This is a genomic window from Streptomyces sp. NPDC002580, from assembly GCF_042889485.1.
GTDB lineage: Bacteria > Actinomycetota > Actinomycetes > Streptomycetales > Streptomycetaceae > Streptomyces.
In genome coordinates this window covers 273693-299986 of sequence record NZ_JBIAQZ010000011.1, presented here as the reverse complement: position 1 = coordinate 299986, position 26294 = coordinate 273693, and the positions used below count along the sequence as shown (strand labels likewise).

The 26294-nt window shown below is 71.2% G+C and carries 23 protein-coding genes; 7 read left to right on the top strand and 16 right to left on the bottom strand.

Going from position 1 to position 26294, the window contains the following annotated elements; genetic code table 11:
• Positions 1 to 111: 111 nt before the first annotated feature.
• From ACFYW7_RS31315 to tsaB, 4 genes are read right to left on the bottom strand one after another with little or no spacing between them, the layout of a single operon-like run.
• Entirely contained in the window at positions 112 to 363 is a 252-nt protein-coding gene (locus ACFYW7_RS31315; RefSeq protein WP_389508489.1) for a hypothetical protein, read from the bottom strand.
• A complete protein-coding gene (gene tsaD / locus ACFYW7_RS31310) occupies positions 360 to 1463 on the bottom strand; it encodes a tRNA (adenosine(37)-N6)-threonylcarbamoyltransferase complex transferase subunit TsaD (RefSeq protein WP_389508487.1) in 1104 nt (367 codons plus the stop codon). The genes ACFYW7_RS31315 and tsaD overlap by 4 nt, the downstream gene beginning before the upstream one ends.
• The gene (gene rimI / locus ACFYW7_RS31305; RefSeq protein ID WP_389508598.1) at positions 1456 to 1929 is read right to left on the bottom strand and encodes a ribosomal protein S18-alanine N-acetyltransferase; all 474 of its coding nucleotides are present in this window, start codon (positions 1927 to 1929) and stop codon (positions 1456 to 1458) included. Before rimI ends, tsaD begins: the two co-directional genes overlap by 8 nt.
• A 17-nt stretch (positions 1930 to 1946) precedes the next feature.
• Positions 1947 to 2609 (bottom strand): tRNA (adenosine(37)-N6)-threonylcarbamoyltransferase complex dimerization subunit type 1 TsaB, encoded by a 663-nt coding sequence (gene tsaB / locus ACFYW7_RS31300; protein ID WP_389508485.1) that lies wholly within the window; start codon positions 2607 to 2609, stop codon positions 1947 to 1949.
• Positions 2610 to 2719: 110 nt separating this feature from the next.
• Between tsaB and ACFYW7_RS31295 the strand changes: the two genes are divergently transcribed.
• Complete coding sequence (locus tag ACFYW7_RS31295) at positions 2720 to 3280, top strand: hypothetical protein (RefSeq protein ID WP_389508483.1); 561 nt, start codon at positions 2720 to 2722, stop codon at positions 3278 to 3280.
• 53 nt (positions 3281 to 3333) lie between these two features.
• Here ACFYW7_RS31295 and ACFYW7_RS31290 read toward each other — a convergent pair whose 3' ends face one another.
• From ACFYW7_RS31290 to ACFYW7_RS31250, 9 genes are all read right to left on the bottom strand, one after another.
• Positions 3334 to 3522, bottom strand: a complete 189-nt coding sequence (locus ACFYW7_RS31290; RefSeq protein WP_389508481.1) for a hypothetical protein — start codon at positions 3520 to 3522, stop codon at positions 3334 to 3336.
• A 281-nt stretch (positions 3523 to 3803) separates the two neighbouring features.
• Positions 3804 to 4337 carry a tRNA (adenosine(37)-N6)-threonylcarbamoyltransferase complex ATPase subunit type 1 TsaE gene (gene tsaE, locus ACFYW7_RS31285; RefSeq protein WP_389508479.1) on the bottom strand — a complete coding sequence of 178 codons (534 nt, stop codon included), beginning with the start codon at positions 4335 to 4337 and terminating at the stop codon, positions 3804 to 3806.
• Positions 4303 to 5538 (bottom strand): alpha/beta fold hydrolase, encoded by a 1236-nt coding sequence (locus tag ACFYW7_RS31280; protein ID WP_389508477.1) that lies wholly within the window; start codon positions 5536 to 5538, stop codon positions 4303 to 4305. The genes tsaE and ACFYW7_RS31280 overlap by 35 nt, the downstream gene beginning before the upstream one ends.
• A 147-nt stretch (positions 5539 to 5685) precedes the next feature.
• Complete coding sequence (alr, locus tag ACFYW7_RS31275) at positions 5686 to 6858, bottom strand: alanine racemase (RefSeq protein ID WP_389508475.1); 1173 nt, start codon at positions 6856 to 6858, stop codon at positions 5686 to 5688.
• Between the two features lie 181 nt (positions 6859 to 7039).
• The gene (locus ACFYW7_RS31270; RefSeq protein WP_389508473.1) at positions 7040 to 7981 is read right to left on the bottom strand and encodes a L,D-transpeptidase family protein; all 942 of its coding nucleotides are present in this window, start codon (positions 7979 to 7981) and stop codon (positions 7040 to 7042) included.
• Positions 7982 to 8257: 276 nt separating this feature from the next.
• The gene (locus ACFYW7_RS31265; protein WP_389508471.1) at positions 8258 to 9688 is read right to left on the bottom strand and encodes an NAD(P)H-hydrate dehydratase; all 1431 of its coding nucleotides are present in this window, start codon (positions 9686 to 9688) and stop codon (positions 8258 to 8260) included.
• Positions 9689 to 9933: 245 nt separating this feature from the next.
• Positions 9934 to 10305: a holo-ACP synthase gene (locus tag ACFYW7_RS31260; RefSeq protein ID WP_389508469.1), complete on the bottom strand. Its 372-nt coding sequence runs from the start codon at positions 10303 to 10305 to the stop codon at positions 9934 to 9936.
• Positions 10306 to 10352: 47 nt separating this feature from the next.
• Entirely contained in the window at positions 10353 to 12200 is a 1848-nt protein-coding gene (gene glmS, locus ACFYW7_RS31255; protein WP_389508467.1) for a glutamine--fructose-6-phosphate transaminase (isomerizing), read from the bottom strand.
• Between the two features lie 122 nt (positions 12201 to 12322).
• Positions 12323 to 13105, bottom strand: coding sequence for a hypothetical protein (locus ACFYW7_RS31250; RefSeq protein ID WP_389508465.1), 783 nt, complete (start codon positions 13103 to 13105; stop codon positions 12323 to 12325).
• Positions 13106 to 14031: 926 nt separating this feature from the next.
• On the opposite strand from ACFYW7_RS31250, the gene ACFYW7_RS31245 reads away from it, so the two are divergent.
• The 6 genes from ACFYW7_RS31245 (at position 14032) to ACFYW7_RS31220 (ending at position 22986) form a co-directional block, all read left to right on the top strand.
• Positions 14032 to 18552, top strand: coding sequence for an RICIN domain-containing protein (locus ACFYW7_RS31245; RefSeq protein WP_389508596.1), 4521 nt, complete (start codon positions 14032 to 14034; stop codon positions 18550 to 18552).
• 69 nt (positions 18553 to 18621) lie between these two features.
• On the top strand, positions 18622 to 19020 hold the full coding sequence (locus ACFYW7_RS31240) for a hypothetical protein (protein WP_389508463.1): 399 nt from the start codon (positions 18622 to 18624) through the stop codon (positions 19018 to 19020).
• A 385-nt stretch (positions 19021 to 19405) separates the two neighbouring features.
• The gene (locus tag ACFYW7_RS31235) at positions 19406 to 20008 is read left to right on the top strand and encodes an RNase A-like domain-containing protein (protein WP_389508461.1); all 603 of its coding nucleotides are present in this window, start codon (positions 19406 to 19408) and stop codon (positions 20006 to 20008) included.
• Positions 20009 to 20022: 14 nt separating this feature from the next.
• Complete coding sequence (locus ACFYW7_RS31230; RefSeq protein WP_389508459.1) at positions 20023 to 20628, top strand: hypothetical protein; 606 nt, start codon at positions 20023 to 20025, stop codon at positions 20626 to 20628.
• A gap of 406 nt (positions 20629 to 21034) precedes the next feature.
• On the top strand, positions 21035 to 22024 hold the full coding sequence (gene coaA / locus ACFYW7_RS31225) for a type I pantothenate kinase (protein WP_389508457.1): 990 nt from the start codon (positions 21035 to 21037) through the stop codon (positions 22022 to 22024).
• 26 nt (positions 22025 to 22050) lie between these two features.
• On the top strand, positions 22051 to 22986 hold the full coding sequence (locus ACFYW7_RS31220; protein ID WP_389508455.1) for a DUF389 domain-containing protein: 936 nt from the start codon (positions 22051 to 22053) through the stop codon (positions 22984 to 22986).
• A 116-nt stretch (positions 22987 to 23102) separates the two neighbouring features.
• Here ACFYW7_RS31220 and glmM read toward each other — a convergent pair whose 3' ends face one another.
• The 3 genes from glmM to rplM form a co-directional block, all read right to left on the bottom strand.
• Complete coding sequence (gene glmM / locus ACFYW7_RS31215; protein WP_389508452.1) at positions 23103 to 24461, bottom strand: phosphoglucosamine mutase; 1359 nt, start codon at positions 24459 to 24461, stop codon at positions 23103 to 23105.
• A 201-nt stretch (positions 24462 to 24662) separates the two neighbouring features.
• On the bottom strand, positions 24663 to 25184 hold the full coding sequence (rpsI, locus tag ACFYW7_RS31210) for a 30S ribosomal protein S9 (RefSeq protein ID WP_261705341.1): 522 nt from the start codon (positions 25182 to 25184) through the stop codon (positions 24663 to 24665).
• A 42-nt stretch (positions 25185 to 25226) separates the two neighbouring features.
• Entirely contained in the window at positions 25227 to 25670 is a 444-nt protein-coding gene (gene rplM / locus ACFYW7_RS31205) for a 50S ribosomal protein L13 (protein WP_389508450.1), read from the bottom strand.
• Positions 25671 to 26294: the final 624 nt, after the last annotated feature.

Sequence of the window (26294 nt, the reverse complement as noted above, 5' to 3'; positions counted from 1 at the left end):
ACCGCTGCGGTGGCCGGCAGCCGGGTGAGGACCCGGCGGTCGGCCACCGGCGCACGCCGCCGGTGCGTCCGGCCGTGCGCGCACGGGACGCACCGGCCGGACGGCCGCCCGTCAGTCCACCGCCTCGAAGCGCCACCTGTGCACCGTCCGGGCCACCAACTCCCCGTCCGGCTCGGGGAGTTCGGGCAGCTCGGCGTCGTACGCCGCGTCCCACCAGGTGATGACCAGCACCCGGTCCTGGGGCGCCCGCAGGATCTCCCGTCGTACCGGCTCTCCGGGGACCGTCTGCTCCCGCACCCAGGCGAGCAGCTCCTCGCCCCGGCCGGTGACGGCCCGCGCCTCCCACATCAGCGCGACGGTCACGAGTACAGGTTCTCCTTGGCGACCTCGTGCACGTGATCGTGCGTGTGCGCCTGCCCGCGCCCCGGCACGTGCGGGTCCGTCACCGGCAGCGACGAGTCGGCCGACAGGTCCCAGTCGGAGGCGGCCCGGTTCCGGGCGACCATCTCGGCGCCCAGCGCGGCCACCATCGCGCCGTTGTCCGTGCACAGCTTCGGGCGCGGCACCCTGAGCCGGATCCCGGCGGCCTCGCAGCGCTCCTGGGCGAGCACGCGCAGCCGCGAGTTCGCGGCCACACCGCCGCCGATCATGAGGTGGTCGACGCCCTCGTCCTTGCACGCCCGGACGGCCTTGCGGGTGAGCACGTCCACCACGGCCTCCTGGAAGGACGCGGCCACATCCCGCACCGGCACGTCCTCCCCCGCCGCCCGCTTCGCCTCGATCCAGCGGGCCACGGAGGTCTTCAGGCCGGAGAAGGAGAAGTCGTAGGCCGGGTCGCGCGGGCCGGTGAGTCCGCGCGGGAACGCGATGGCCTTCGGGTCGCCCTCCTTCGCGTACCGGTCGATGACCGGACCGCCCGGGAAACCCAGGTTCAGCACGCGCGCGATCTTGTCGAAGGCCTCGCCGGCCGCGTCGTCGATGGTCGCGCCCATCGGCCGCACGTCGGAGGTGATGTCGGTGGACAGCAGCAGCGAGGAGTGGCCGCCGGACACCAGCAGGGCCATCATCGGCTCCGGCAGCGCGCCGTGCTCCAGCTGGTCCACGCAGATGTGCGAGGCGAGGTGGTTGACGCCGTACAGCGGCTTGCCCAGCGCGTAGGCGTACGCCTTCGCGGCCGAGACCCCGACGAGCAGCGCCCCGGCGAGACCGGGACCGGCCGTGACGGCGATGCCGTCCAGGTCCCTGGCCGACACCCCCGCCTCCTTCAGCGCCCGTTCGATGGTCGGCACCATCGCCTCCAGATGCGCGCGGGAGGCGACCTCCGGCACGACCCCGCCGAAGCGCGCGTGCTCGTCGACGCTCGACGCGATCGCGTCCGCGAGCAGGGTGGTGCCGCGGACGATGCCGACGCCGGTCTCGTCGCAGGAGGTCTCGATGCCGAGGACGAGGGGTTCGTCAGCCATGGGTCTCTGTTCCTTGTACGGAGGCGGAGGGGTCGTGCAGGCGCATCACCAGGGCGTCCACGTTCCCCGGCTGGTAGTAGCCGCGCCGGAAGCCGATGGGCTCGAAGCCGAAGCGCTCGTACAGCTTCTGCGCGCGGACGTTGTCCACCCGGCATTCGAGCATGACCTCGGCGCAGTCGAAGTCGCTGGCGGCCCGCAGCAGTTCGGTGAGCAGCCGGGCGCCGAGGCCGGTGCCCCACTGGTCCCGCCGCACCGCGATGGTCTGCACGTCGCCCAGGTCTCCCGAGGCGGCGAGCCCGGCGTACCCGACGATCCGGTCGGCCTCGCGGGCGATCAGGTAGCGCCGGGTGGCCTGCGGCCCGCGCGCGTGGGCGAGTTCGGACCAGAACATGCCCCGGGACCAGGCGTCCACGGGAAAGAGTTCCTTCTCCAGCTCCAGGACGGGATCGATGTCCCACCAGCGCATCTCGCGCAGCTCGGCGGTCACTTGGGGGTGACCACCTTGTAGTTCTTGGGCACCTGGGCGTCCGGGCGGCGCAGGTACAGCGGCCGGGCCGGTTCCGGCTCCTCGCCCGCGGCCAGCCTCTCGGCGGCCAGGGAGGCGAGCGCGGCGGCGGAGACGTTCTCGGGCGCGCGGGCGTCCGTGAAGATGTCGGGGTAGAGGAGCGCGCCGCCGCCGACGGCGGGCAGCGCGGTGACCGACGGGTCGATCTCGGCGGGGCGGTCCACGGCGGGCTCCGACAGCCGGGTGCGGCGGTCGGCGTAGCGCGCCCAGTAGACCTCCTTGCGCCGGGCGTCCGTGGCGACGACGAACGGCCCCTCGAGGCCGGTGTCGTCGACCGCGTACGCGAGGGCGTCGAGGGTGCACACACCGTGCACGGGCACGCCGAGCGCGAGCCCGAAGGTGTCGGCGGTCATGAGGCCGACGCGCAGCCCCGTGTACGGGCCGGGGCCGACGCCCACGACGATGCCGGTGACGGCGTCCAGTCCGAGGCCTGCCTCGGTGAGCACCCGGTCGACGGCCGGCAGCAGCAGCTCTCCGTGCCGGCGCGCGTCCACCTGGCTCGACGAGGCGATGACGGACGTGCCGTCGTGCAGGGCGACGGTCACGGCGGGGGTGGCGGTATCCAGAGCGAGCAAGAGCACACAAACAGCCTACGGCGCCGGAGCCCGACGCAAGGCCGCCCGGGACTCCCGTCCCTCGGCTGCTACCGTCAACGCAAGTACGTACGAAGGTCGAGAGGTGGGCACACAAGGTGGCTAGGAGCAGCTCGGGAATCGTGGCCGGGCTCACCGTGGCGGCGATCGCCACCGTCGGCTTCCTCGCCTTCCAGGCGTCCGCGAATGTTCCGGACACGCTGGGCGAACCGCACGCGAGCCCGTCGTCCACGTCCTCCGCGCCCAAGGCGGCACCCCGGGACAAGAAGAAGGACCCGGAAGCGCTGCCCTCCTCGTCCGGCTCCGGTGAGCGGGTCGTCTACTCGACCGGCGAGGACCGGGTCTGGCTGGTCGGCGCGGGCAACAAGGTGCGGCGCACCTTCGAGGTCACCCCGGGCACGGTCGACCCGGCCGCCGGCACGTACGCCGTCACGTCGCGGACGGGCTCGACCCCCGGGTCCGACGGAACACAGATCGAGCACGTCGTACGGTTCACGTATGTCGACAGCGTCCCCATCGGCTTCAGCGCCGCGGTGAACGGCTCCACGGAAGCCCCGGAGCCCGAGAAGAAGGTCGGCGGCATCCGCGCCTCGCGCGCCGACGGCGACGCGATGTGGGCTTTCGCGACCGTGAACGCGAAGATCGTCGTCGTCAAGTAGAGGCGCGTCGGCGCACCGACGCCGGGTGGGGGCCCGCGGGCACCCGGTCGCCGTCAGGCGGCCTTCGCGGGCCGCTCGGCGGCTCGCGGCCCGGACAGCGGCGCGCCGGGCGGCCTGGACACCGCCTCGGCCGCGGCGCAGGCCGCCAGCAGCTCCCGCATCGACACCCCGGCCACCGCGCGCGGCGCCGCCGGCACGTCACCTTCTGAAGCCGGCACTGCGGTCGGCTCTGAAGCCGCCATGGACGCCTCCTCGCGCTTCGGGGGCACGCGTGGTTAGGTAGACCTAACCACGTACTGGTGTCCATGTGACCACGGCCGGGACACCGAACGCAACATCTTGCCGACGCCCTGTCGGAACGTTGGCCGAATGTACGAGCGGAAGACGCCCGTCGGGCGAAGGGCCCACGGACCGCGAGCACGCGACGGACGGACCCCGGGTGCTTCCTCCCTCTCCGGACCCCGAGCACCTCATACCTCGCCGGACCCCGGGCACTTCCCGTAGGACCGCGTGCCCGTCGCCGTCAGGCCGTCAGCCCGGCCAGATCCTCCGCGGCCCAGCGCTCGCCGAGTCCCGTGACGCTCACGTGCCGCACCTCGTCGGTGGTGTCCCCGACGGCCCGGTGGATGACGAGGTGCAGACGGTCCTCGGTCAGCTCCTCGACCTTGCCCTCGCCCCATTCCACGACGATCACCGAGTCGGAGAGCGAGACGTCCAGGTCGAGGTCCTCCATCTCGTCGAGCCCGCCGCCGAGGCGGTACGCGTCCACGTGCACGAGCGGCGGCCCGTCGCCGAGGGAGGGGTGCACGCGGGCGATGACGAAGGTCGGCGAGGTGACCGCGCCGCGGACGCCGAGCCCCTCGCCGAGTCCGCGGGTCAGCGTGGTCTTGCCCGCGCCCAGCTCGCCGTTCAGCATCACGAGGTCGCCCGCGCGCAGCAGTTCGGCCAGTCTCAGGCCCAACTCCCGCATCTGCTCGGGTGAGTTGACGGTGATCTGCACGCCGACGCCGTCCTGGGCGGGCTCAGCCGGGTTGTGCGCTGCTGCTGGTGCTTCCATAGCCGCCAACGGTAGCTCCTGCCGGCACGGCTCCCGCGCGCACGAGGAGATCGGCGAGGCGGTCTATGACGACCTCGGGATGCTCCAGCATGACCAGGTGTCCGGCGTCGGGGACGAGCACCAGTTCCGCGTCCGGCAGCAGGTCGGCGATGGCCTCGCTGTGCTCGCTCGGCGTCACCAGGTCCTTGACCCCGGCCAGCACGAGGACGGGCATCCCGGTGAACCGGGCGAGCGCGGCGGTCTTGTCGTGCTCGGTGAACGCCGGGTAGAACTCGGCGACCACGTCGATCGGCGTGCCCTCGATCATCCGTTCGGCGAACCGCTCGACGGCCGGGTCGACGTCCCGGCTCGCGAACGAGTAGCGCTTGATGACCCCGGCGAACAGGTCGGCCGTGGCCCGCCGCCCCCGCTCCACCAGGGCGGCCTGCTGCCCGAGGGCCTTCAGGACGCCCGGGAGCACGCGCCGCACGGCGTTGACGCCCGCGACGGGAAGGCCGAAGTTGACCTCGCCGAGCCGCCCCGACGACGTCCCGACCAGGGCGACGGCGACGACCCGGTCGCGGATCAGGTCGGGGAACTGATCGGCGAGCGCCATGACGGTCATGCCGCCCATGGAGTGCCCGACGAGCACGATCGGCCCCTCGGGCACCGCCGCCTCGATGACGGCCAGCAGGTCGCGGCCGAGCTGGTCGATGGTGACCGGCTTCCGGTCCTCCAGCTGGGCGACACCCCGCCCGGACCGCCCGTGGCTGCGCTGGTCCCAGTGCACCGTGCGCACGACACCGCGCAGCGCGGCGCGCTGGAAGTGCCAGGAGTCCTGGTTGAGGCAGTAGCCGTGGCTGAAGACGACGGTGACGGGGGCGGGGGCCTTGCGGCCGAAGAGCCTGCGCCGACGCGGGGTGTGCGAGGCCTCCGGCTCGGCCTCGTCGACCTCGTAGTACAGCTCCGTGCCGTCGTCGGCGTACGTCTTGCCCGGCGTGCCGCGCAGCGCGCCGTAGGGGCCGGTCGAGTCGAGGGCCAGGCGGGCCTTCATGCGCATGCCGCGGCCGACCGTGAGCCGCTCGATCACGACTCCGGCCGCGGCCCCCGCCGCGACCACGCCTATCGCGGCGCCGGCGACTCCGGCCCTGCGCCAGTTCCCGGTGGAGGCGGCCGCTGCCGAGGCCGCCTCCACGACGGCCTCCGCGCTGCTCTCGCTCACGTTCCGCTCCTCTTCGCTCCGGCTCTCGGGTGTCGGGTGTCGGGTGTCGGCTCCGGGCTGTGCGCGCTCCGGCCGGCTTCCGCCCGCCGTCCACGACCCGCCGCTGTCCGCCCGCCGGGCCCCGCACGTCTGTTCGCCTAAGGGGTGTTACCCGTCTTGTTCCTCATTCACCTTCACGTAGACGCGCGGCACGCGGGTTCCGATGCGCGTGACGATCTCGTACGCGATCGTGCCCGCCGCGTTCGCCCAGTCCTCGGCGGTCGGCTCGCCGCCGTCGCCGGGCCCGAAGAGGACCGCCCGGGCGCCTGGCTCCGGCTCGTCGCCGCCGAGGTCGACGACGAACTGGTCCATGGCGACCCGGCCCGCGACGGTACGCCACTTGCCGCCGACCAGGACGGGACCGGTGCCGGAGGCGTGCCGCGGGACGCCGTCCGCGTAGCCGACGGGGACCAGGCCGAGCGTGGTCTCGCCGGGGGTGACGTAGTGGTGGCCGTAGCTCACGCCGTGGCCCGCCGGAACGTGCTTCACCAGCGAGAGCGACGCGCTCAGCGTCATCACCGGACGCAGTCCGAGGTCGGCCGGGGTGCCGAGCTCCGGGCTCGGCGAGATCCCGTAGACCGCGATCCCGGTCCGTACGAGGTCGAAGTGGCTCTCGGGAAGGGTCAGGGTCGCGGGTGAGTTGGCGATGTGCCGGACCTCCGGGCGGACGCCCTGCTCCTCGGCGTACGCCAGCATCTCGCGGAACCGCGCGAGCTGGGCCTGGATCGAGGGGTGGCCCGGCTCGTCGGCGCAGGCGAAGTGGGACCAGAGTCCGGTCACGGTGATCAGCCCGCGCGCCTCGGCGGCCAGGGCCTCGGCGACGAGCTCGGGCCAGTCGGCGGGCTGACAGCCGGCACGGCCGAGGCCGGTGTCGGCCTTGAGCTGCACCCGGGCGGGCGCGCCGACGGCCTCGGCGGCGGCCGTGACCTCGCGCAGCGCCCACATCCCGGAGACCGACACGTCGAGATCGGCCCCGATGGCCTCGGCCCAGGGGCCGCCCGGGGTCCAGAGCCAGCACATGATGCGGCCCGGGAGTCCGGCCGCGCGCAGCGCGAGCGCCTCCTCCGGGGTGGCCGTGCCGAGCCAGGCGGCGCCCGCCTCGCGCGCCGCACGGGCGCACGGGACCGCGCCGTGGCCGTACGCGTCGGACTTGACCACGGCCATCAGCGCAGCGGTCGGCGCCTGGGCGCGCAGGGTCCGCACGTTGGCCCGCAGGGCGGCCAGATCGATCTCGGCGCGGGCGCGCAGGGGCGCCGTCCGCGGGTGTGGTGTCTCTGTCATCGCGCCCCAGTGTCTCAGAGGCCCCGGGCGGCCTTCCGGCACCGGTCCCCTGGACGGCGCCGGGAACCGAGAACCGGTACCCGCCCGGACCGGGGCCGATGCCCGCCCGGACCGGCACCCGAACCGGTCCCGGCACGTGGACTGGTACCGGCCCCCCGGACCGGGCCGGGGCCGCGACGCCCTAGGTGCCGGACCTCCGGCCCCAGACGTAGACACGGTCACCCGTCCTGAGCACGTTCCAGAGTCCGCGGGCGTCGGCGAGCCGCAGGTTCACACAGCCCATCGAGCCGCCGGTCGTACGGATGCTGTCGCGGACGGCGTGGAAGGCCTGGCCGCGGCTGAAGAACTGGGCGTACGGCATGGGGGTGTTGTACAGCGTCGACCAGTGTTGCCGGTGCTTCAGGTAGATCTTGAACCAGCCGGTTCTGGTGCGGTGCCCGACCCCGCCGCTGCGCATCGGCACCGGCCCGAACAGGATCCTGCCGCCCTGCTGCACCCAGGTGACCCGGCGGGTGAGGTCGACGCAGGCGACCCGGTAGGAGCGGGCCGGGCAGCCGGTGCCGGTCGTGGGGACGTTGGTGGTGTCCGGGGCGCTCCGGGCGGACAGCAGCCGCACGCGGGCCCAGGTCAGCGGCCCGGCGAAGCCGCTGGTCGGCCGGATGCCCTGCTTCGCCTGGAAGGCGCGGATGGCCTCGCAGTCGGACGCCGACTGCTTCCCGTCCTCCTTCAGCCGCAGCCACCGCTCGACCTGCCGCTGGTAGGGGCCCGTCCGCTCGTCGCACGCCCTCGCCGGACGGACGTCCGCACCGCCGAAGGGCGGGTACCCGCCCGGCGCGGAAGGGGCCGGGGCGGGGCTCCCGGACGTGCCCGCGGACGTGCCCCGCGGATCTCGCGCGCCCTGCCCGGCGGTGGACGTCTCCGCGCCCGGCACCGGCATCGGCACCGGGCTCTCGCCCCACCAGGACGGATACGGTCCCCTCATCGCACGGGAGACCTGCTCACCGACGGGCCCGGCCACCGGCACCGGCGGCACGGGCGCCGCCACCGCCGTCCCCAGCGGCATGGCCGCCGCCACCGTCAGCAACACCGCGATCCCCCGGGACACCCTTCGTCTGATCATCATGCGATCAGCCATACGCAACGACGGGGCACCCTCGGGTGAGCCGCGCGGAAGACGCCACAAAGGTCCCCCGATCCGGCCAACGCGACCGGCGGCCCCGACCGGCCGGGGCGGCACGGATCCGACGCCCGGGGCCGGTGGGCCGCCGGTCGGACGGAGACGGATCAGGCGGGCCGCCCCGGGCGGACGACGCCGGAACAGGTCGGCCGCCGGGCGGACGCCGACGGAACACGCGGGCCGCCCGGCGGACAGCGACGGAACGGGCCGGCCGCCGGGCGGTCAGTCGTGTACGTCGCGCCACGCCTCCGGGATCGCGGCGGCCACGTCATGTGCCCCGGCGGGCGCGCCGTCCGCCGCGAAGCGCCCCGCGAGGCCGTGCAGATACGCGGCCACGCTCCCCGCGTCGATCGCGGAGAGTCCCGCCGCCAGCAGCGACCCCGCCAGCCCCGACAGGACGTCCCCGCTGCCCGCGGTGGCCAGCCATGCCGTCCCCGTCGCGTTCACCCGCACCGCCCCGCCCGCGGGGTCGGCGACCAGCGTCGTCGACCCCTTGAGCAGCACGGTCGCCCCGTACAGCGCCGCCAGCTCCCGCACGGAGACGAGCCCGGCCGCCTCCACCTCCTCCCGCGCGACCCCGAGCAGCGCGGCCGCCTCCCCGGCGTGCGGGGTCAGCAGCGTCGGCGCGCTGCGGGCCCGTACGGCCTCCCGCCCGGCGAGCCGCAGCCCGTCCGCGTCCACCAGCACCGGAACGTCCGCCGCCAGCACCTCCCCGACCGCCGAGGCGTCGTCCCCGGCCCCGGGACCCACCACCCAGGCCTGGACCCGGCCCGCCTCCGACGGCCCGCCGTCGGACACCAGCACCTCCGGAAAGCGCGCGATGACGGCGTCCGCCGCGGGCCCGACGTAGCGCACGGCCCCGGCGCCCCCGCGCAGCGCCCCGGACACGGCGAGGACCGCGGCTCCGGGGTAGCGGGCGGACCCCGCGGCGATCCCGACGACACCGCGCCGGTACTTGTCGCTGGCCGCCCCGGGCAGCGGCAGCCGGGCCGCCACGTCGGCGTGCTGCAGGGCTTCCAGATCGGCCGGGTCGGGCAGGTCGAGCCCGATGTCGACGAGGCGTACGGACCCGGCGTACCCGCGCGCCGGGTCGATGAGCAGCCCCGGCTTGTGGGTGCCGAAGGTGACGGTCAGATCGGCGCGGACCGCCGCGCCGAGCACCTCTCCGGTGTCCACCTCGACCCCGCTCGGCAGATCGACGGCGACGACGGCGGCACCCGACGCGTGCGTGAGTTCCGCGAGCCGCGCGGCATCCGGCCGCAGGCCGCCCCTGCCCCCGATCCCGACGATGCCGTCGACGACGAGGTCGGCCCGCCGCACGAGCGGTCCGGCGTCGGCCGGCGCCACCCGGGCGCCCCCGGCGCGCAGCAGCGCCGCGAGTCCCCCGGGGTGGGTCCGTTCCGGGGCGAGCAGTACGGCGGTGACGCCGGCGCCGCGCCGGGCGAGGCGCGCCCCCGCGTACAGGGCGTCGCCCCCGTTGTCCCCGCTGCCCACCAGCAGCACCACCCGGCGGCCGTACACCCGGCCGAGCAGGTCCGCGCAGGCGGCGGCGAGTCCGGCGGCCGCCCGCTGCATCAACGCCCCCTCGGGAAGCCGTGCCATCAGCTCCCGTTCGGCGGCCCTCACGGTCTCCACGCTGTACGCAGTACGCATGGTGCCGAGTCTCCCGCACCGGGGCACGCCGTGCCGCCCCGGTCACCGGGACCCCCGCCGCCCGAAGCCTCCCCGAACCCGAGGAACCCTCGTGACCTCCGGAAACCTTCGTAACCCCCGGAACCCTGGAACCCCCGGAGCTCCCGGAGCCCGGAACTCACGGAGCCCCCAAACTCCTCTGAACTCCTGAACCCCTGAACGCCCCTGGACTCCGGTTGGAGGACAGGTCCCGGCCCGGCGCTGTCCTAGCCCTCCGCAATCACCACCGCCGAGGCCACCCCGGCGTCGTGACTGAGCGACACGTGCCAGGACATGACGCCCAGTTCGGCGGCGCGGGCGGCCACCGTGCCCTTCACCCGCAGGCGGGGCCGGCCGCTGTCCTCGACGTAGACCTCGGCGTCCGTCCAGTACAGCCCGGGCGGGGCACCCAGCGCCTTGGCGAGCGCCTCCTTCGCCGCGAACCGGGCCGCGAGCGAGGCGAAGCCCCGGCGTTCGCCGCTGGGCAGCAGCAACTCCCTTTCCACGAAGAGGCGTTCGGCCAGTCCGGGCGTCCGCTCCAGCGACGCCCGGAACCGGTCGATCTCGGCCACGTCGATACCGACCCCGATGATGCTCATGCCCGCACCCTAGGGGCTCGCGGCGCGGCCCCGGGCCGCGGCACCGCTCACTCCACCGTCACCGACTTCGCCAGGTTGCGCGGCTGGTCCACCTCGTTGCCCCGGGCCGTGGCCAGTTCGCAGGCGAACACCTGCAGGGGGACGGTCGCCACGAGCGGCTGGAGCAGCGTCGGCGTGGCCGGGATGCGGATCAGGTGGTCGGCGTAGGGGACGACCGCCTCGTCGCCCTCCTCCGCGATGACGATCGTGCGGGCGCCCCGGGCCCGGATCTCCTGGATGTTGGAGACGATCTTGTCGTGCAGGACCGAGCGGCCGCGCGGCGAGGGGGCCACGACCACCACCGGCATGTCGTCCTCGATCAACGCGATAGGCCCGTGCTTCAGCTCGCCCGCCGCGAAGCCCTCGGCGTGCATGTACGCCAGCTCCTTGAGCTTCAGGGCGCCTTCGAGGGCGACCGGATAGCCCACGTGCCGCCCGAGGAAGAGCACCGTGTCCTTGTCGGCGAGGGAGCGGGCGAGTTCCCGTACCGGCTCCATGGTCTCCAGGACCCGCTCGACCTCGCGGGAGATGCGGGACAGCTCCCGGATCACGGCCCGGATCTCGTCGCCCCACTTGGTGCCGCGCACCTGGCCCAGGTACAGCGCCACCAGGTAGCAGGCCACGAGCTGGGTCAGGAACGCCTTGGTGGAGGCGACGGCGACCTCGGGCCCGGCGTGCGTGTACAGCACCGCGTCGGACTCGCGCGGGATCGTGGAGCCGTTGGTGTTGCAGATCGCCAGCACCCGGGCGCCCTGTTCGCGGGCGTGCCGCAGGGCCATCAGCGTGTCCATGGTCTCGCCGGACTGCGAGATGGCGATGACGAGCGTCTGCCGGTCGAGGATCGGGTCCCGGTAGCGGAACTCGCTGGCCAGCTCGACCTCGCACGGGATGCGTGTCCAGTGCTCGATGGCGTACTTGGCGATCAGTCCGGCGTGGAAGGCGGTGCCGCAGGCGACGATGACGACCTTGTCGGCCTCGCGCAGCGCCTGGACGGGGATGCGCACCTCGTCGAGCCTGAGCGAGCCGGCCGCGTCGATCCGTCCGAGCAGGGTGTCGGCGACCGCCTTGGGCTGCTCGGCGATCTCCTTGAGCATGAAGTAGTCGTAGCCGCCCTTCTCCGCCGCCGACGCGTCCCAGTCGACGTGGTACGAACGGACCTCGGCGGGGCTGCCGTCGAACCCGGTGACGGTCACCCCGTCCCGGCGCAGCTCGACGACCTGGTCCTGCCCGAGTTCGATCGCGGAGCGGGTGTGGGCGATGAACGCGGCGACGTCGGAGGCGAGGAAGGCCTCGCCGTCCCCGACCCCGACCACGAGCGGCGAGTTGCGGCGCGCGCCCACGACCACGTCCGGATCGTCGGCGTCCACCGCGACCAGGGTGAACGCGCCCTCCAGCCGTAGGCACACCAGCCGCATGGCCTCCGCCAGGTCCGCGCAGGAGGAGAACTCCTCGGCCAGCAGATGGGCCACGACCTCGGTGTCCGTCTCGGACGTCAGGTCGTGGCCCCGTTCGGCCAGCTCGGCCCTGAGCTGGGCGAAGTTCTCGATGATGCCGTTGTGCACGACGGCGACCCGGCCCGCGTTGTCGAGGTGCGGATGGGCGTTGGCGTCCGTGGGGCCCCCGTGGGTGGCCCAGCGGGTGTGCCCGATGCCCGTCGTCCCGGCCGGAAGCGGCCGGTCGCCCAGCTCCTTCTCCAGGTTGACCAGTTTCCCGGCCTTCTTCGCCGCGGCGAGGCCGCCGTCCGCCAGGACGGCGACACCCGCCGAGTCGTATCCCCGGTACTCCAGCCGCTTCAGTCCGGCCATCACGACATCGAGCGCCGACTGCGACCCCACATATCCCACGATTCCGCACATGCCCGGCAGCCTAAGGTCCGGCGTCCGCCGGAAAGAGCCGCCGCGTGCCCGAAATCGGAAATTCCTACCGTGGCACGAACGCCCCGGCGGACCCTCGCCGGCGACTGCCGGGCGCCGGACGGTCAGCCGAGCTTGGCGACCTGGGCGTCGACGATCTCCGTGGGGAAGTCCCAGTCCTTGCCGGTCACGGCGGAAGCCATGTCGACGGCGGGGAAGTAGGCGAGGGTGGACCCCTTACGGACGACGACACCCTTGGCCGGCGCGTCGGCACCCTCTTCCAGCTGGAGACTGACGGTCACGGCGAAGGCTTCGTCACCACCCTTGGGCGCGTCGGTCTTGACGACCTTCAGAACCTTGCTCGTGTCGCCCTCCGCCGTGAAGCTGTAGCCTCCGGCGCACTTCTCGGCGGCCGCGTTCAGGTCCTTCATCGCCTGCTCGGCACCGCCGCCCTCGTAGGAGGCGAGCGTCACCACGGCCATGGTGCCCACACCCGCGAAGAGCTTCTCCTCGTCAGTGGCGTCCGCGGCGGGCTTCTTCGGGTCGCCCGTCCACTGGCGCGCCACGGTGGCGGAGGGCTTGCCGACGTAGGAGCCGGTCTGGAGGTAGGCGAGCGGGGCGCAGGCCTTGTCGGCGACCTTCACCTTGTCCTGCGCGACGGTCGCCGTCGCCGGCACCTTCGCGGAGACCTTGCCGGTCTTGACGTCCGCCTGCGTGAGCGCGGCCTTCTCCAGCTCGGCGGCGGTGAGCGCCTCGGCCGCCGGGGCGGAGGACGCGGCCGCACCGCCCTTGTCCTCACCGCTTCCACCCTTGTCGGCCTTGTCGTCTCCGCCGCACGCGGTGACGAGCAGGGCGAGGGCCGCCGCGGAAGCGGCGAGGGCGGTACGACGGACGGCGGTGGATCTCAAGGCGGAAGCTCTTTCTGTCGGTCTCCTGTGTGCACACCGTGCACATCCGTCGAGCACGCTAGCCAGAAGATCATTCCGCCGGCCGTCCACAAGATCACTCGACATCCGATCGTGACGCCGACGTGATTCGGCACCGGCCGCCCCGACCCGGGGCGGCGCGAACACCTCTCGCCGACGGCGGGGCGCGACACCCCACCTGCGTCCGGTCACACCCGACAGGCACTCAATCACCGTCACACGCAACCGAGTTCAGGCCGAGAGCCCGCGCGGGTCGACCCGACGGGCCAACACCGTGAGCCAACTCGCCACCTCACCTGCCCCCACCTCGAACGCATTCGGCGCCAACCCGGCCCCACCAGCGCCCCCTTGGCGCGAACCAGCTCCCCATGAGGTCGAAAATCAGCCGATCTCGAAGGGAGTTCACGCACGACATCCCGCCCACTCTCATGGGAAACACACAGAAAACCCTTGGTCACACACATGCGCGCACAGCACCCACCGGCCATGACGGGTCGTTGATTTCGCGCCAGTAACACACGTCACAGAAGCGAACTCTCGTGCGATTCTGCGTACGCATGCCTATAGTTGCGCCGATGTGACGCCGGATCTGACCCTTCCGTCCTCACATCGCTCACCCAGTGACCGGGGGAACACCGTCACTCACGGGGAGGGGCCGCTTCGGCATGCCGTCCTGCTCGGGCCGGCTGCTGCAGCGGCCGCCGCCGTCGCGAGCGTGAACTCGCTTACGAGAGAGCGCCTCTGAACACCTCTCGGCGAAGCCCTGACCCGCCCTGTGCTCGTCACCACTCCCCATGGTCCCGTCCTCACACGATGGAGGGACACCACTCTTGCGTTCCAGATCACCGATGCTCCCGCACCCGAGACCGGGCCGGCGCGGCCCCTTCTCCCGCGTCGTCCTCACGGACATGCTCGGGATGCTCACCTCCGCCGTCACCTCGGCAGCCGCGCTGGCCGTCCTCGCCGCTCTCGCGGTACAGCCCGGCTCGATCAGGCCGAACACCGAGCCGGTGGCCGGCTCCTACCCCTGGTACGACGACACCGCCGCCGAGCAACTGCGTCAGGACCAGTGCCTGATGGCCGACGTACTGCGCCTGGGCGGCTCGTCGATGGCCGCGACCGCGCAAAACGGCCTCAACCAGACGCCGGACAAGCTCCACGTCCTGGCCGACCGTAAGAACTGGGAACAGACACCGCTCGCCGTCGCGTACAACAACGACCGCGACGCGGCGGACAAGGAGATGGACGCACTCTCCGCTCAGCGCGCGGGGTGGAAGAAGCCTCTGGACGGTCTTGCGACTCCCGGCGGGTTCACCGACACCGACTTCCACTGGCCGCCCGACGGCGACAAGAGCTTCTACTCCCAGACCGGTCTGTCCGCCTGGGTCGCCGACCGGTTCTGGAAGACCGACTCCGACTTCTACGACGACGCCACCCCGAAGGCCGACGACAAGACCCTCAAGGCCGTCGACCAGGTGGGCAACCCCCTCTACGGGAAGGACCCCGATCCCGCGGGGACGACGCAGGCGGAGTGGAATCGCGCGCTCGCCGAGCGCAGCGCCTTTCAGTGGATGCACGGGGGGCCCGCGACGAACGCCGGCGCGGACGACGCCCGTCTCTTCCTGTCCTCCGGCGGCTTCCCGCGCAGCGCGCCGCAGCCGGGCACGCCGGAGTACCGCGTCGCCGTCGAGGACGTGAAGTCGCGTTTCGCAGCGTGTGGTTGGCGGGATCCGGTCGACCCGGGCGGCGTGCTGGGTGACATCACCTCCGCGGCGGCCGGCGAGTGGCAGCAGGAGGTCGCTTCGCAGGCCGCTCAGCGCAACCAGGTCCTGGACGCGAACAAGGACGCGGTCAACGCCCTTTCCAAGGGTGCGAAGGCTTTGAGCGACATGCTGGGCCAGTCGTGGACCGCCGACCATCTGACCCGGTGGCAGGACTACTGGATGCCGGGCGGTCTGGGCTGGGTGGGCGACAGCCCCACCGTCATCGAGGTGCACGCCGCGAAGGACAAGTGTCTCGACGTCCAGGGCGGCAAGAAGGACAACGGCACACCGGTCCAGGTCTACACCTGCAACGACTCCGCGGCGCAGAAGTGGGTGCTGTTGGGCAGCGAGGACAAGCTGCACCTGCAGAACGTCAACTCGCTCAAGTGCCTGGACGTGGCCGGAAACGACACGGCGAACGGGACGAAGATCCAGATCTCGTCGTGCAAGGAATCCACGTCGCAGACCTGGACGTCCGAACTGCGCGGCGCCACCAGCCTGAAGAGCGTCGGTACGGGCAAGTGCCTGGACCTTCACACCTTCGACAACGGCAACGACGCCAAGCTCTACACCTGCAACGACAGCGCCGCTCAAAAGTTCGACATCAAGCCGTCCGGCCACAACGGCACCGGACAGCTGAACTACCCGGACAAGGCGCAGTTCACCAAGGCGACGGCCGGCATCGCCGCCGCGCAGGCCGCCGCGAAGAAGCAGCTCGCCGTCCTGAAGACCCAGCTGACCACCGCGCAGAAGGCCGCGACGACCTCGGACACGGCGGTCCAGGCCGCCTACGGCATCGCCGACACCAACGGCGCGCCCCGTGGCCGTGGCCTGCTGGCCGGACTGCAGAAGGACCAGGTCACCAAGGGTGCCGCCGCCGCGCTGACGGCCCTGGAGAAGGCCGGTGAGACGGCCGAGGCCGCCACCCGCGCCTCCGCCGGGGACAGTGCGACCATCGCGCAGCGCGCCCTCGCCCAGACCGCCCAGTCGAAGGCCGAGTTCCGCAAGAAGGCCGCCGAGACGGCCGAGTTGCAGGCCAAGGCCGCCGCCGACGCGGCCAAGGTGCACCGGGACAACGCCAAGAAGGACAAGGAGACCGCGGAGGCGAGGCTCACCGACGCGCTGAAGGCCGAGGGTGACGCCAAGGCGGCCGCCGCCGACGCGCACGCCAAGCGCCTCTCCGCCGAGGCCGAGGAGAAGACGGCCAAGGCGGAGAAGGCGAACGCCGCCGCCAGCCGCGCCGAGGCCGCCGAGCACCGCCAGAACGCCGAGTCCGAGGCGACGAAGGCGAAGAACGCCAAGGACAAGGCGGAGGCCTCCGAGAAGACCGCCCAGGACCGGCGCGACGACGCGGTCAAGGCGAAGGACAACGCCAAGTCCCTGCGGGACGACGCCTGGGACGCCGAACAGAAGGCCGACGCCTCGCGCGCCAAGGCCGACGCCAAGGACGCCTACGCCGAATCGCTCGACGCCGGGGACGCGGCGACCGCGGCCCGCGCCGCCGCGAACGACGCGGATCACGCGGCCGACGCCGCCGAGACCGCCGCGGGCAAGGCCCGCTCCGAGGCCGACGCCGCCACCCGGGCGGCGGCCGACGCGGACGCCGCGGCCACCCGCGCCGAGGCCGCCGCCAAGCGCGCCCGCTCCGACGCGGACGCCGCCCACGCCGACAAGCTGAAGGCCGACGCGGCCGTCAGGACCGCCACCAGCGCGGTCGCCGACGCCATCAAGGCTTCGAAGGACGCCTCCGCCGAGGCCAAGGCCGCGGTCAAGCTCGCCGACGAGGCCCAGCAGCACGCCAAGGACGCCAAGACCCAGGCGAACACCGCCAACGCGGAGGCCGCCAAGGCACTCGCGGCGTCCGCCAAGGCCGCCGGCTTCGCGCACGTCACCGCCCAGGCCGCCGTGGACGCCGCGGAATCGGCCGGACAGGTGGCCGACCCGGCCAACGACGCCATCCAGCTCGGCTCCCCCTACGTCGACAACGACTCGGCGGCCGGTCTGATCGTCCTGACCGGACAGGCCTCGAAGTCCATCGCCGACCAGCAGGTGGCCGTCGCCGACGCCCACGCCAAGAACGCGGCGGCCGAGGCCCAGGCGGCCAAGAACCTCGCCGACCAGGCCAAGGGCGACGCCAAGGAGGCCTACCAGCACGCGGCCAAGGCCGCCCAGTACGCGTCCGACGCCCGCGCCTACTCCAAGGACGCCCTCGGCTACGCCGCCGACGCGGCCAAGGCGGCGTCCTCCGCCGCGTCCTCACTGGCCCGCACCATCGAATACGACAACCGGGCCACCGAGGACGCCGCAGCCGCCGACAAGGCCGCCGGCAACGCCGAGGGCTACGCCAAGGACGCCCGCGACTCCGCCGACGCCGCCGAACTCGACGCCGCCGCGGCCCGCTCAGCGGCCGCCCAGGCCGAACAGGACGCCAAGGACGCCCGCGCCGCCGCCGGTCGCGCCGACACCGCCGCCACCGAGGCCGAACAGGCCGCGAAGGACGCCGACAAGTACGCCACGGAGGCACAGGAGGCCGCCGACAGGGCCGAGAAGGCGGAGAAGGCCAAGCAGATCAACGACGGAACCGTCCCCGACGAGAACGGCCACTCGATCGGCAACGTCTTCCACGTCGTCGACCACATCGAGAAGATCGGCGATCCGGAGGTCATCAGCAAGACCGGCGGCTGCGACCACTGGTGGGACCACCTCGCCTACAAGGGCAACTGCACGATCACCTCGAAGATCAAGTACAAAGAGGTCCTCGACCTGTACCAGTGCAGTGCCGAGGGCATCGACCCGCAGAAGTTCATGTGCCCGACCGAGGCCACGACGTATCTCGGCGAGATCACGACCGACGAACTGTCCCAGGAGGTCACGCACACCATCACGATCGCCGAGTGGCAGGACGGCGTCGATCCCGTCGACATCCTCTTCGGCAGCTGGATCAAGTGCGCCCAGAAGTTCACCTCCGGTTTTCAGAGCGGCAGCTGGAGCGGATGCGCCTGGGCGGGCCTGGACGTCGCGAGCCTGTTCGCCGGCAAGATCATCCGACCCATCGCCGATGCGATCAAAGCAGCAGACGCGGCCGCCCGGACCGGCATCGGATTCGCCGACGCGTGGAAAGCCCTGCGCGCTCTCCCCCTGAGCGAAGAGGCCATCGCCGGTATCGGCGCCAGGGCCCTCCAGGCACTGGGCAAGGCGTGCGGCAAGCCCCGCGTCGCCGCTCTCGCACGCACCGTCAGCGGCGAGTTCTGCTGGGTTGAGCTCGGTGGACCCGGCAGATGGTTCACCGAGAAGGAGTCGATGAAATCAGCCGACGCCGCCTATCAACGTGTGGTGACGGACGGGGTGCCTGAAGGCTTCGTGTACAAGGTTCCCGCCTCCACACCGAGTGGTTTCGTCAAGTTCGACGGCTATAAGAACGGGAAACTCATCGACGCCAAGAACCTGCACTATCCCGACAATTTCATCAACCCGAGCACCGGCAAGCTCAAGTTTCCCACCGCGGAGACCACAACGATGAAGAAACAGGTCGCGGCAGCCAATGGTGTGCCCGTCGTGTGGTACATGAACAACGAGCGAACCGCCACTGCTTTGCGACTCTGGGCGATCGACAACGACGTCAAGGGCATCGAGTTCGTATTCAGACCCGTCCCGGTCACGGGCTGAGCGACGGGTGTCTCCCCCTGTAGGAAGGGGGAGACACCCGTCGCCTTCCTGACGAGCAAGAGGAGTGAAATGAGTTACAGTCTGGGGCTCTATAGGTTCGTGGACGGTGAACTCGTTCCGCCTGACATGGACGTGGTGCGGACGGTTCTCGCTCCGTACGGTGTCGTGCCCGGGAAATCGACGGCCAACGGTATGGAATTCTGGATCCGCGCGGATGACGGCGGAGAAGCCGAACTGTCTGTCTCTGACAACATCATCGGGGTCGAGCGTCCCGCCATGGGCGAGATCCGTGGTGTCATCGCTGAACTCGCCGACAGGATCGGGGCGGGCATTCTCACCCCCCGTGGTGCGTTCCTCTTTCGTGAGGACAGCCGAGACCACCTACCCGAGGGGATGAAGAACGATTCCGTCTTCGTTCCCGAGATCACCCGCGAAGCCCTTGAAGGCGTCGAGGCTCGGACCGCATAACCGAGTTCGTCCGAGTGGCCGTGCCCAGGAGGGCCTGCGCGGAGACACCTGACATTGATCCTCCAGGCTGCTGCACAGGCCGCCTCAGCGGTCCGTCCGAACGGAAAGACGATCGACTGCTGGACCCTGCGTAGGGCCCTGCCGGTGCTTTGGCCTCGGCAGGGCCCAAAGCGTTGTCTCAGTTGCGGGCTCCGTATAAACGCGGCGGGCGGGTAGGTGAGACGGATCCCCCTTCGAAGACCATGACTGTTCGTGATCTACGTAGCGTGTCCGGAAGAGAGCTCACCCGGCCCTTCGCAGCGGGTCATCCACGGGAACGGTCAGCCCGACCAACAGGACTCAGGCCGGCGGCCGCCTCACCAGCACACCTGGACACCGGTTCTTCGTGACCGGCCGCGGCTGGACCCCGGCCTCCGGACTTCGACCCGGAAACGCGCTGCGCACCCCGGACGGCGAACGCACCGTGGCCGCGCTGACCGACCGGCGCGAGGCGAGGCCCCGGACGGTGTACGACCTGACCGTCTCCGGCCTGCACACCTTCTACGCCGTGGCGGGTGACAGCCCGGTCCTGGTCCACAACTGCAACGACCTCGTGGCCGACGGACGGGCGTTCTCCGGGCTGGCTCACACGCTCGACGAGCACACGGCCGGGCTCGTCAGCGTGCAGGAAGCCGTGGACCTTGCCATAAAGAAGACGGCGAAGCTCAATCGCACCACGCCCAACAGTCTGTTCGTCGACCAGCAGACCGCGCAGCAGGTCGTCGACTACGCACTGGCCAACAACGCGAACCGGATCAAGAACTGGCTCACCAAGACCAGGGACCCGGATCTGGACTTCGAGTGCTTCTTCGGGCAGAGGAACTCGCTCGGCAAGGTCTACTACCCGGACAGGTCCGTGAAGGTGGCGGGCAACGGGTACTACATCAAACTCGTGCGCGCCAAGGGGCACAAGGCCGGCTTCTACGTGCAGACGTGTTACCCGAAGTGACAAGGAGAGGCACGATGCCACGCTTCACGCTTTTCGACTTCGGTGTGTCGAGAGTCATGTCCTCCTTCCACCAGGACTGGATCCACGACGGGGACACGGCTGCCGACGTCGTCGCCAAACACCTCGCGGAGTCGGTCGACGAGGAGGCCCTGGCAGTACGTCGTGACGCACACGTTCTCGGCAACCTTCCTTCGTCGACCTCGGAGGTGCTGTGGGACGCCGGAGCGCAGTACATGCCGAGCCACGAACTCCTGGGGGGAGGAGCCGAGTGGACGCGGACGGTCGTCGCCCTGTGCGACGCGCGACTGTCGGCGAACGCGGATGTGCGCCCGCTCGCGGGGGCGGACGTCGAGGACGGCATGGCCTGCCTCGACGCGGTCGTCGCCGAGATCGAGGCCACGCAGTTCCTGGAGGCCGAGGTACGCGCGGCGCTCACCGACTGCGCGATCCGCTGCACCCCGGACCTGGCGTTCCGGATATTGCTGAGAGCGATCAGATGCGCCTCTGACTACCCCACGCTGTCCCCCGAGCAGTACGCGAGGCTGGAGGCCATCGGAGTGGCTCTCCAATACGGCGAGTTCCTCGTGGACTTCGTCAGGTACCTGATCGAACAGCCATAGCGGCCCGAACGGCGTTCCTCTCCTGGACCACATCGGAGAGGAACGCCGTCCCGGCAGGAAGTCGCGGCGCGATCCGTCCCTCGTAAAGGACAGCTCCATCTGCCTGTCGTCCTTCGGTCAGAAGCGGATCCGGGTTCGTGCTGGGCCGAAGCGTCACAGCTGATCGCGGCGGGGAGGATCCCTTCGGATCCGGCTTCGAACGCGAAGAACACAACGTCATCCGGACCAGCCGCCCGCAGTCGTGGACGGACCGTCTCCACGACCGTCGACAGATGACGGACAAGGTGGGGCGGACCTCGCGGAGGGCGAGATTCGCCCCACCGGCGACCTGCCCAGCGCTCATGGCCGCCACCTCACGTGACGCACCCCACCCCCCACCCCGTTCAAACTCCGTTAACAATGGACTGTGATCTCTCCGGTCCCCCCGTCGCCGCGGAGCGCCCACCGGTCCAGGCCGGAGGCGACTCCCTACGTCGACCTCACCCGTGCCGAGTGGAGCGCTCTTCGCGAGAAGACGCCGCTCACGCTGAACGCCGAGGAGCTCGAGAAGCTGCGCGGCCTGGGTGATGTCATCGACCTGGACGAGGTGCGGGACATCTACCTGCCGCTGTCCCGGCTGCTGAACCTGTACGTCGGCGCCACGGACGGGCTCCGGAGCGCTCTGAACACCTTCCTCGGCGAGAAGGGGTCCCAGTCCGGCACCCCCTTCGTCATCGGCGTCGCCGGTTCCGTGGCCGTCGGCAAGTCCACCGTCGCCCGACTGCTCCAGGCGCTGCTCTCCCGCTGGCCCGAGCACCCCCGTGTCGAGCTGGTCACCACGGACGGCTTCCTGCTCCCCACCAAGGAGCTCGAAGCGCGCGGGCTGATGTCCCGCAAGGGCTTCCCCGAGTCGTACGACCGCCGGGCCCTGACCCGGTTCGTCGCCGACATCAAGGCGGGCAAGGCCGAGGTGACGGCCCCCGTCTACTCGCACCTGATCTACGACATCGTGCCCGGCGACCGGCTCACGGTCCGCCGCCCCGACATCCTCATCGTCGAGGGCCTGAACGTCCTCCAGCCGGCCCTGCCCGGCAAGGACGGCCGCACCCGTGTCGGCCTCGCGGACTACTTCGACTTCAGCGTGTACGTCGACGCCCGCCCCGAGGACATCGAGCGCTGGTACCTGAACCGCTTCCGCAAGCTCCGCGCCACCGCCTTCCAGAAGCCCGACTCGTACTTCCGCAAGTACACCCAGGTCTCCGAGGAGGAGGCCCTCGACTACGCCCGCACGACCTGGCGCACCATCAACAAGCCCAACCTGCTGGAGAACGTGGCCCCCACCCGGGGCCGGGCGGCCCTCGTCGTGCGCAAGGGACCCGACCACAAGGTGCAGCGCCTGAGCCTGCGGAAACTCTGAGAACCCCCGCCCACTACGCTGCGGCCATGCTGCATCTGCGCCTGATCACCCCTGCCGGACGGACCGACGACGTGGTGCGTCTGATCGAGGGGACGGTCGGCACCACCCATCTCGTGGTCCTGCCGGGCGTCGCGCGCGATCCGGCCGGGGACGTCGTCCTGTGCGACGTCGCCCGGGAGGCGGGCGACGAACTCATCGGCGGGCTGCGGGAACTGGGCATCGACGACGACGGTTCGATCGCGGTCGAGGACATCGACCTGTCCCTGTCGAAGCGTGCCGACAGGGCGGAGGCCGACGCGCCGGGCGAGGGCGTCGACGCGGTCCTGTGGGAGCACCTGGAGGAGGCCACGCACGAGGAGTCGACGCTGTCGGTCACCTACGTCGCCTTCATCACCCTCGCCACGATGATCGCGGCCTGCGGTGTGGTGCTCGACAACGCGATCCTGATCGTGGGTGCCATGGCCGTGGGCCCGGAGTTCGGCCCGCTGGCCGGTGTCTGCACCGCGATCGTGCAGCGGAGCAGACGTCTTGCCCTGAGGTCCGCGAACGCGCTGCTGGCCGGTTTCGCGATCGCCATGGCGGTGACGGTGCTCTTCAGCCTGTTCATGGACGGGGTGAACCTGTTCAGCGAGGCGCAGTTGGAGGCGGCGCGCCCCAACACCGGGTTCGTGTACGCGCCGGACTGGTTCTCGTTCGTCGTCGCCGTGCTCGCGGGCGCCGCCGGCATGCTGTCGCTGACGTCCGCGAAGTCCGGGGCCCTGGTCGGCGTCGCGATCTCCGTGACGACGGTGCCGGCCGCCGCGAACGCCGCCGTGGCCCTGAGCTACGGGGACATGGGCCAGACCTGGGGATCGACCAAGCAGCTGCTGTTCAACCTGCTCGGCATCGTGGTCGCCGGCACGCTCACCCTGCTCGCCCAGAAGTGGTTCTGGGCGTCCCCGCGCAAGCAGCCGGTCACGTAGGGCCGGCCCCGTTCTCCCGCGAAGACCCGCACAGCACCGCCCCGCACAGCCGTGAGGCCCGGCGCTCCAGGAACGTGTCCTGGAACACCGGGCCTCACGGCTTCGGCTTCCGCGGCCTAGCCGAGCGCCGACTTCACGACGTCGGCGAGGCGGGCGGCCACCGACCGGGCGTGGTCGATGTCGGCGGCCTCGACCATCACGCGGACGAGCGGCTCGGTGCCGGAGGGGCGCAGCAGCACCCGGCCGGTGGAGCCGAGTTCCTGTTCGGCCTCGGCGACCGCGGCACTCAGCTCGGGGGAGGTCTTCACCCGCGACCGGTCGACGTCGGGCACGTTGATGAGGACCTGCGGCAGCCGCTCCATGACCGAGGCCAGGTCGCGGAGCGTACGGCCGGTCTGGGCGACCCGGGCCGCGAGCAGCAGGCCGGTCAGCGTGCCGTCGCCGGTGGTGGCGTGGCCGAGGATGATGACGTGTCCGGACTGCTCGCCGCCGAGCGCGTAGCCGTGCCGCTTCATCTCCTCCAGGACGTAGCGGTCGCCGACCGCGGTCTGGATGAAGGCGAGGCCTTCGCGCTCCATGGCGAGCTTGAAGCCCAGGTTGGACATGACCGTCGCGACAACGGTGTCGGAGCGCAGCTCCGAACGCTCCCGCATCGCCAGCGCGAGTACGGCCAGGATCTGGTCGCCGTCGATCTCCTCGCCCGTGTGGTCCACGGCGAGGCAGCGGTCGGCGTCACCGTCGTGCGCGATGCCGAGGTCGGCGCCGTGCTCGACGACGGCGGCCTTGAGGAGCTCCAGGTGGGTGGAGCCGCAGCCGTCGTTGATGTTGAGTCCGTCGGGCTCCGCGCCGATCGTGATGATCTCGGCACCGGCCCGCGTGAAGGCCTCGGGCGAGACCCGGGCGGCCGCGCCGTGGGCCTCGTCGAGGACGACCTTCATGCCGTCGAGACGGTTCGGGAGGACACCGATGAGGTGGGCGACGTACTGGTCGAAGCCCTGGTCGTAGGAGTTCACCCGGCCGACGCCCGCGCCGGTGGGGCGGTCCCAGGGAGCACCGGTGCGGTGCTCGTCGTAGACGCCCTCGATCCGGTCCTCCAGCTCGTCGGCGAGCTTGTGCCCGCCGCGGGCGAAGAACTTGATGCCGTTGTCGGGCATGGCGTTGTGGCTGGCGGAGAGCATCACGCCGAGATCGGCGCCGAGCGCGCCGGTGAGATGCGCCACCGCCGGAGTGGGCAGCACTCCGACCCGCAGGACGTCGACGCCGGCGCTGGCGAGGCCGGCGACCACGGCGGCCTCCAGGAACTCCCCGGACGCGCGCGGATCCCGCCCGACCACGGCCACGGGCCGGTGGCCTGCGAAGGTGCCCGCCTCGGCGAGTACGTGCGCCGCCGCCACGGAGAGTCCGAGCGCCAGCTCGGCCGTCAGATCCGCGTTGGCGACACCGCGCACGCCGTCCGTGCCGAAGAGTCGTCCCACTTGTCCTCCTGAGAAAGCCGCAGAGTACGGAAGCCCCCCGAAGAATACGGAAGTCATCCGATCACATGAGCCTTTGAGCACCTTGTGCCGTTATACGCCCAACGTTGTTGATAAACGAACGCCCCGGCGGCACTGTGTCGTGCCGCCGGGGCGTTCGGACGTGCTGTGACGCGTACTACGCGTACGGGCAAGCGGTGAAGATTAACGCTTGCTGTACTGCGGAGCCTTACGGGCCTTCTTGAGACCGGCCTTCTTGCGCTCGACCGCACGGTCGTCGCGCTTGAGGAAGCCGGCCTTCTTGAGGGCGCCGCGGTTGTTGTCCACGTCGGCCTCGTTCAGCGCACGGGCCACGCCGAGGCGCAGGGCACCGGCCTGACCGGAGACACCGCCACCCGAGATGCGGGCGACGACGTCGTAGCGGTTGTCGAGCTCGAGCACCTTGAAGGGCTCGTTGACTTCCTGCTGGTGCACCTTGTTGGGGAAGTAGTCCTCAAGGGTGCGACCGTTGATCTTCCACTTGCCGGTGCCCGGAACGATCCGGACGCGGGCGATGGCGTTCTTGCGACGGCCCAGGCCGGCGGCCGGCTGCGGGTCGCCGAAGCGGCCTTCGAGCGACTCCGAGGTGTACTCGCCCTCGACGGGCACCTCGGACTCGGTGGTGTAGCTCTCGATGTCGACGAGCTCAGTCTCTTCGACCGGCTGCTCAACGGTGGTCTCGGCCACGATTCTCCTCAGATTTCTTTATGTCTTAGGGGGTGGCCGGAACTACTGCGCGACCTGGGTGATCTCGAACGGGACCGGCTGCTGAGCAGCGTGCGGGTGGTTCTCGCCCGCGTAGACCTTCAGCTTCGAGAGCACCTGACGGCCGAGGGTGTTCTTGGGAACCATGCCCTTGATGGCCTTCTCGACGGCCTTCTCGGGGTTCTTCGCCATCAGCTCGTCGTAACGGACGGAGCGCAGACCACCCGGGTAACCGGAGTGGCGGTACGCCAGCTTCTGGGTCTTCTTGTTGCCGGAGAGGTGCACCTTGTCGGCGTTGATGATGATGACGAAGTCACCAGCGTCGACGTGGGGCGCGTAGATCGGCTTGTGCTTGCCGCGCAGAATGTTCGCAGCAGTGGTCGCCAGACGGCCCAGGACGACATCCTGGGCGTCGATGACGTACCACTGGCGAGTGATGTCGCCGGGCTTGGGGCTGTACGTACGCACGGTCGTAGCCTTCGCTTCTTCAGTGAGTGGGTCCTGACATGGCCACCACGGACGATCACGACAGCCTTGACCGCACTGCGGTGACGCATACCGCGTGCTGGTCGCTGGTCATCAGCCCCGGTGGACCGGTGTAAGGGCCCCTCACGTGAGAATGAGCAAGCCAATACACATAACGAACCGCAAGCTTACCCGCGGTGCCCCGGAAGGGTCAAAACGCGAGTGCTCACGCCGTCCTGGCCCGTCGTCCCCGTCGCGGAGCGACGGAGTGGTCCGGGTTGCCGAACGGCAGATGCCGGGGGCGCCGAAGCGTCACCGATGCAGTCAATACAGACAGGGTAAAGCAGTCCGGGAGGGAACGTCGTGCCACCGGCTCCGGCCAGGGCCGGCCGGCACGTCCCGGAACGGGCCGCCCGAGGCACCGGCACCGGTGAGGAGCGGGGCTCCCCGGCTCCCGGACCGGGCCGCGACAGCCCGCGGGGAGCGTCCGGCGGTCGTACGACGGCAGGGCCACCAGGAACGCCGAGCGCACCGGAAGACCGGCGGGCCCCACGCGCCCCGGAGGCCCCTGAACACCGCGTGACCGGCGGCGATGCCCACCGAGGGCCTCGCCGCGACCCAGGCGGG

Coding starts and splice junctions, on each gene's coding strand:
- tsaD (WP_389508487.1), bottom strand. CDS start 1,463: ATGGCTGACGAACCCCTCGTCCTCGGCATCGAGACCTCCTGCGACGAG.
- rimI (WP_389508598.1), bottom strand. CDS start 1,929: ATGCGCTGGTGGGACATCGATCCCGTCCTGGAGCTGGAGAAGGAACTC.
- ACFYW7_RS31290 (WP_389508481.1), bottom strand. CDS start 3,522: ATGGCGGCTTCAGAGCCGACCGCAGTGCCGGCTTCAGAAGGTGACGTG.
- tsaE (WP_389508479.1), bottom strand. CDS start 4,337: ATGGAAGCACCAGCAGCAGCGCACAACCCGGCTGAGCCCGCCCAGGAC.
- alr (WP_389508475.1), bottom strand. CDS start 6,858: ATGACAGAGACACCACACCCGCGGACGGCGCCCCTGCGCGCCCGCGCC.
- ACFYW7_RS31270 (WP_389508473.1), bottom strand. CDS start 7,981: ATGATGATCAGACGAAGGGTGTCCCGGGGGATCGCGGTGTTGCTGACG.
- ACFYW7_RS31265 (WP_389508471.1), bottom strand. CDS start 9,688: ATGCGTACTGCGTACAGCGTGGAGACCGTGAGGGCCGCCGAACGGGAG.
- ACFYW7_RS31260 (WP_389508469.1), bottom strand. CDS start 10,305: ATGAGCATCATCGGGGTCGGTATCGACGTGGCCGAGATCGACCGGTTC.
- glmS (WP_389508467.1), bottom strand. CDS start 12,200: ATGTGCGGAATCGTGGGATATGTGGGGTCGCAGTCGGCGCTCGATGTC.
- ACFYW7_RS31245 (WP_389508596.1), top strand. CDS start 14,032: ATGCTCGGGATGCTCACCTCCGCCGTCACCTCGGCAGCCGCGCTGGCC.
- ACFYW7_RS31240 (WP_389508463.1), top strand. CDS start 18,622: ATGAGTTACAGTCTGGGGCTCTATAGGTTCGTGGACGGTGAACTCGTT.
- ACFYW7_RS31230 (WP_389508459.1), top strand. CDS start 20,023: ATGCCACGCTTCACGCTTTTCGACTTCGGTGTGTCGAGAGTCATGTCC.
- ACFYW7_RS31220 (WP_389508455.1), top strand. CDS start 22,051: ATGCTGCATCTGCGCCTGATCACCCCTGCCGGACGGACCGACGACGTG.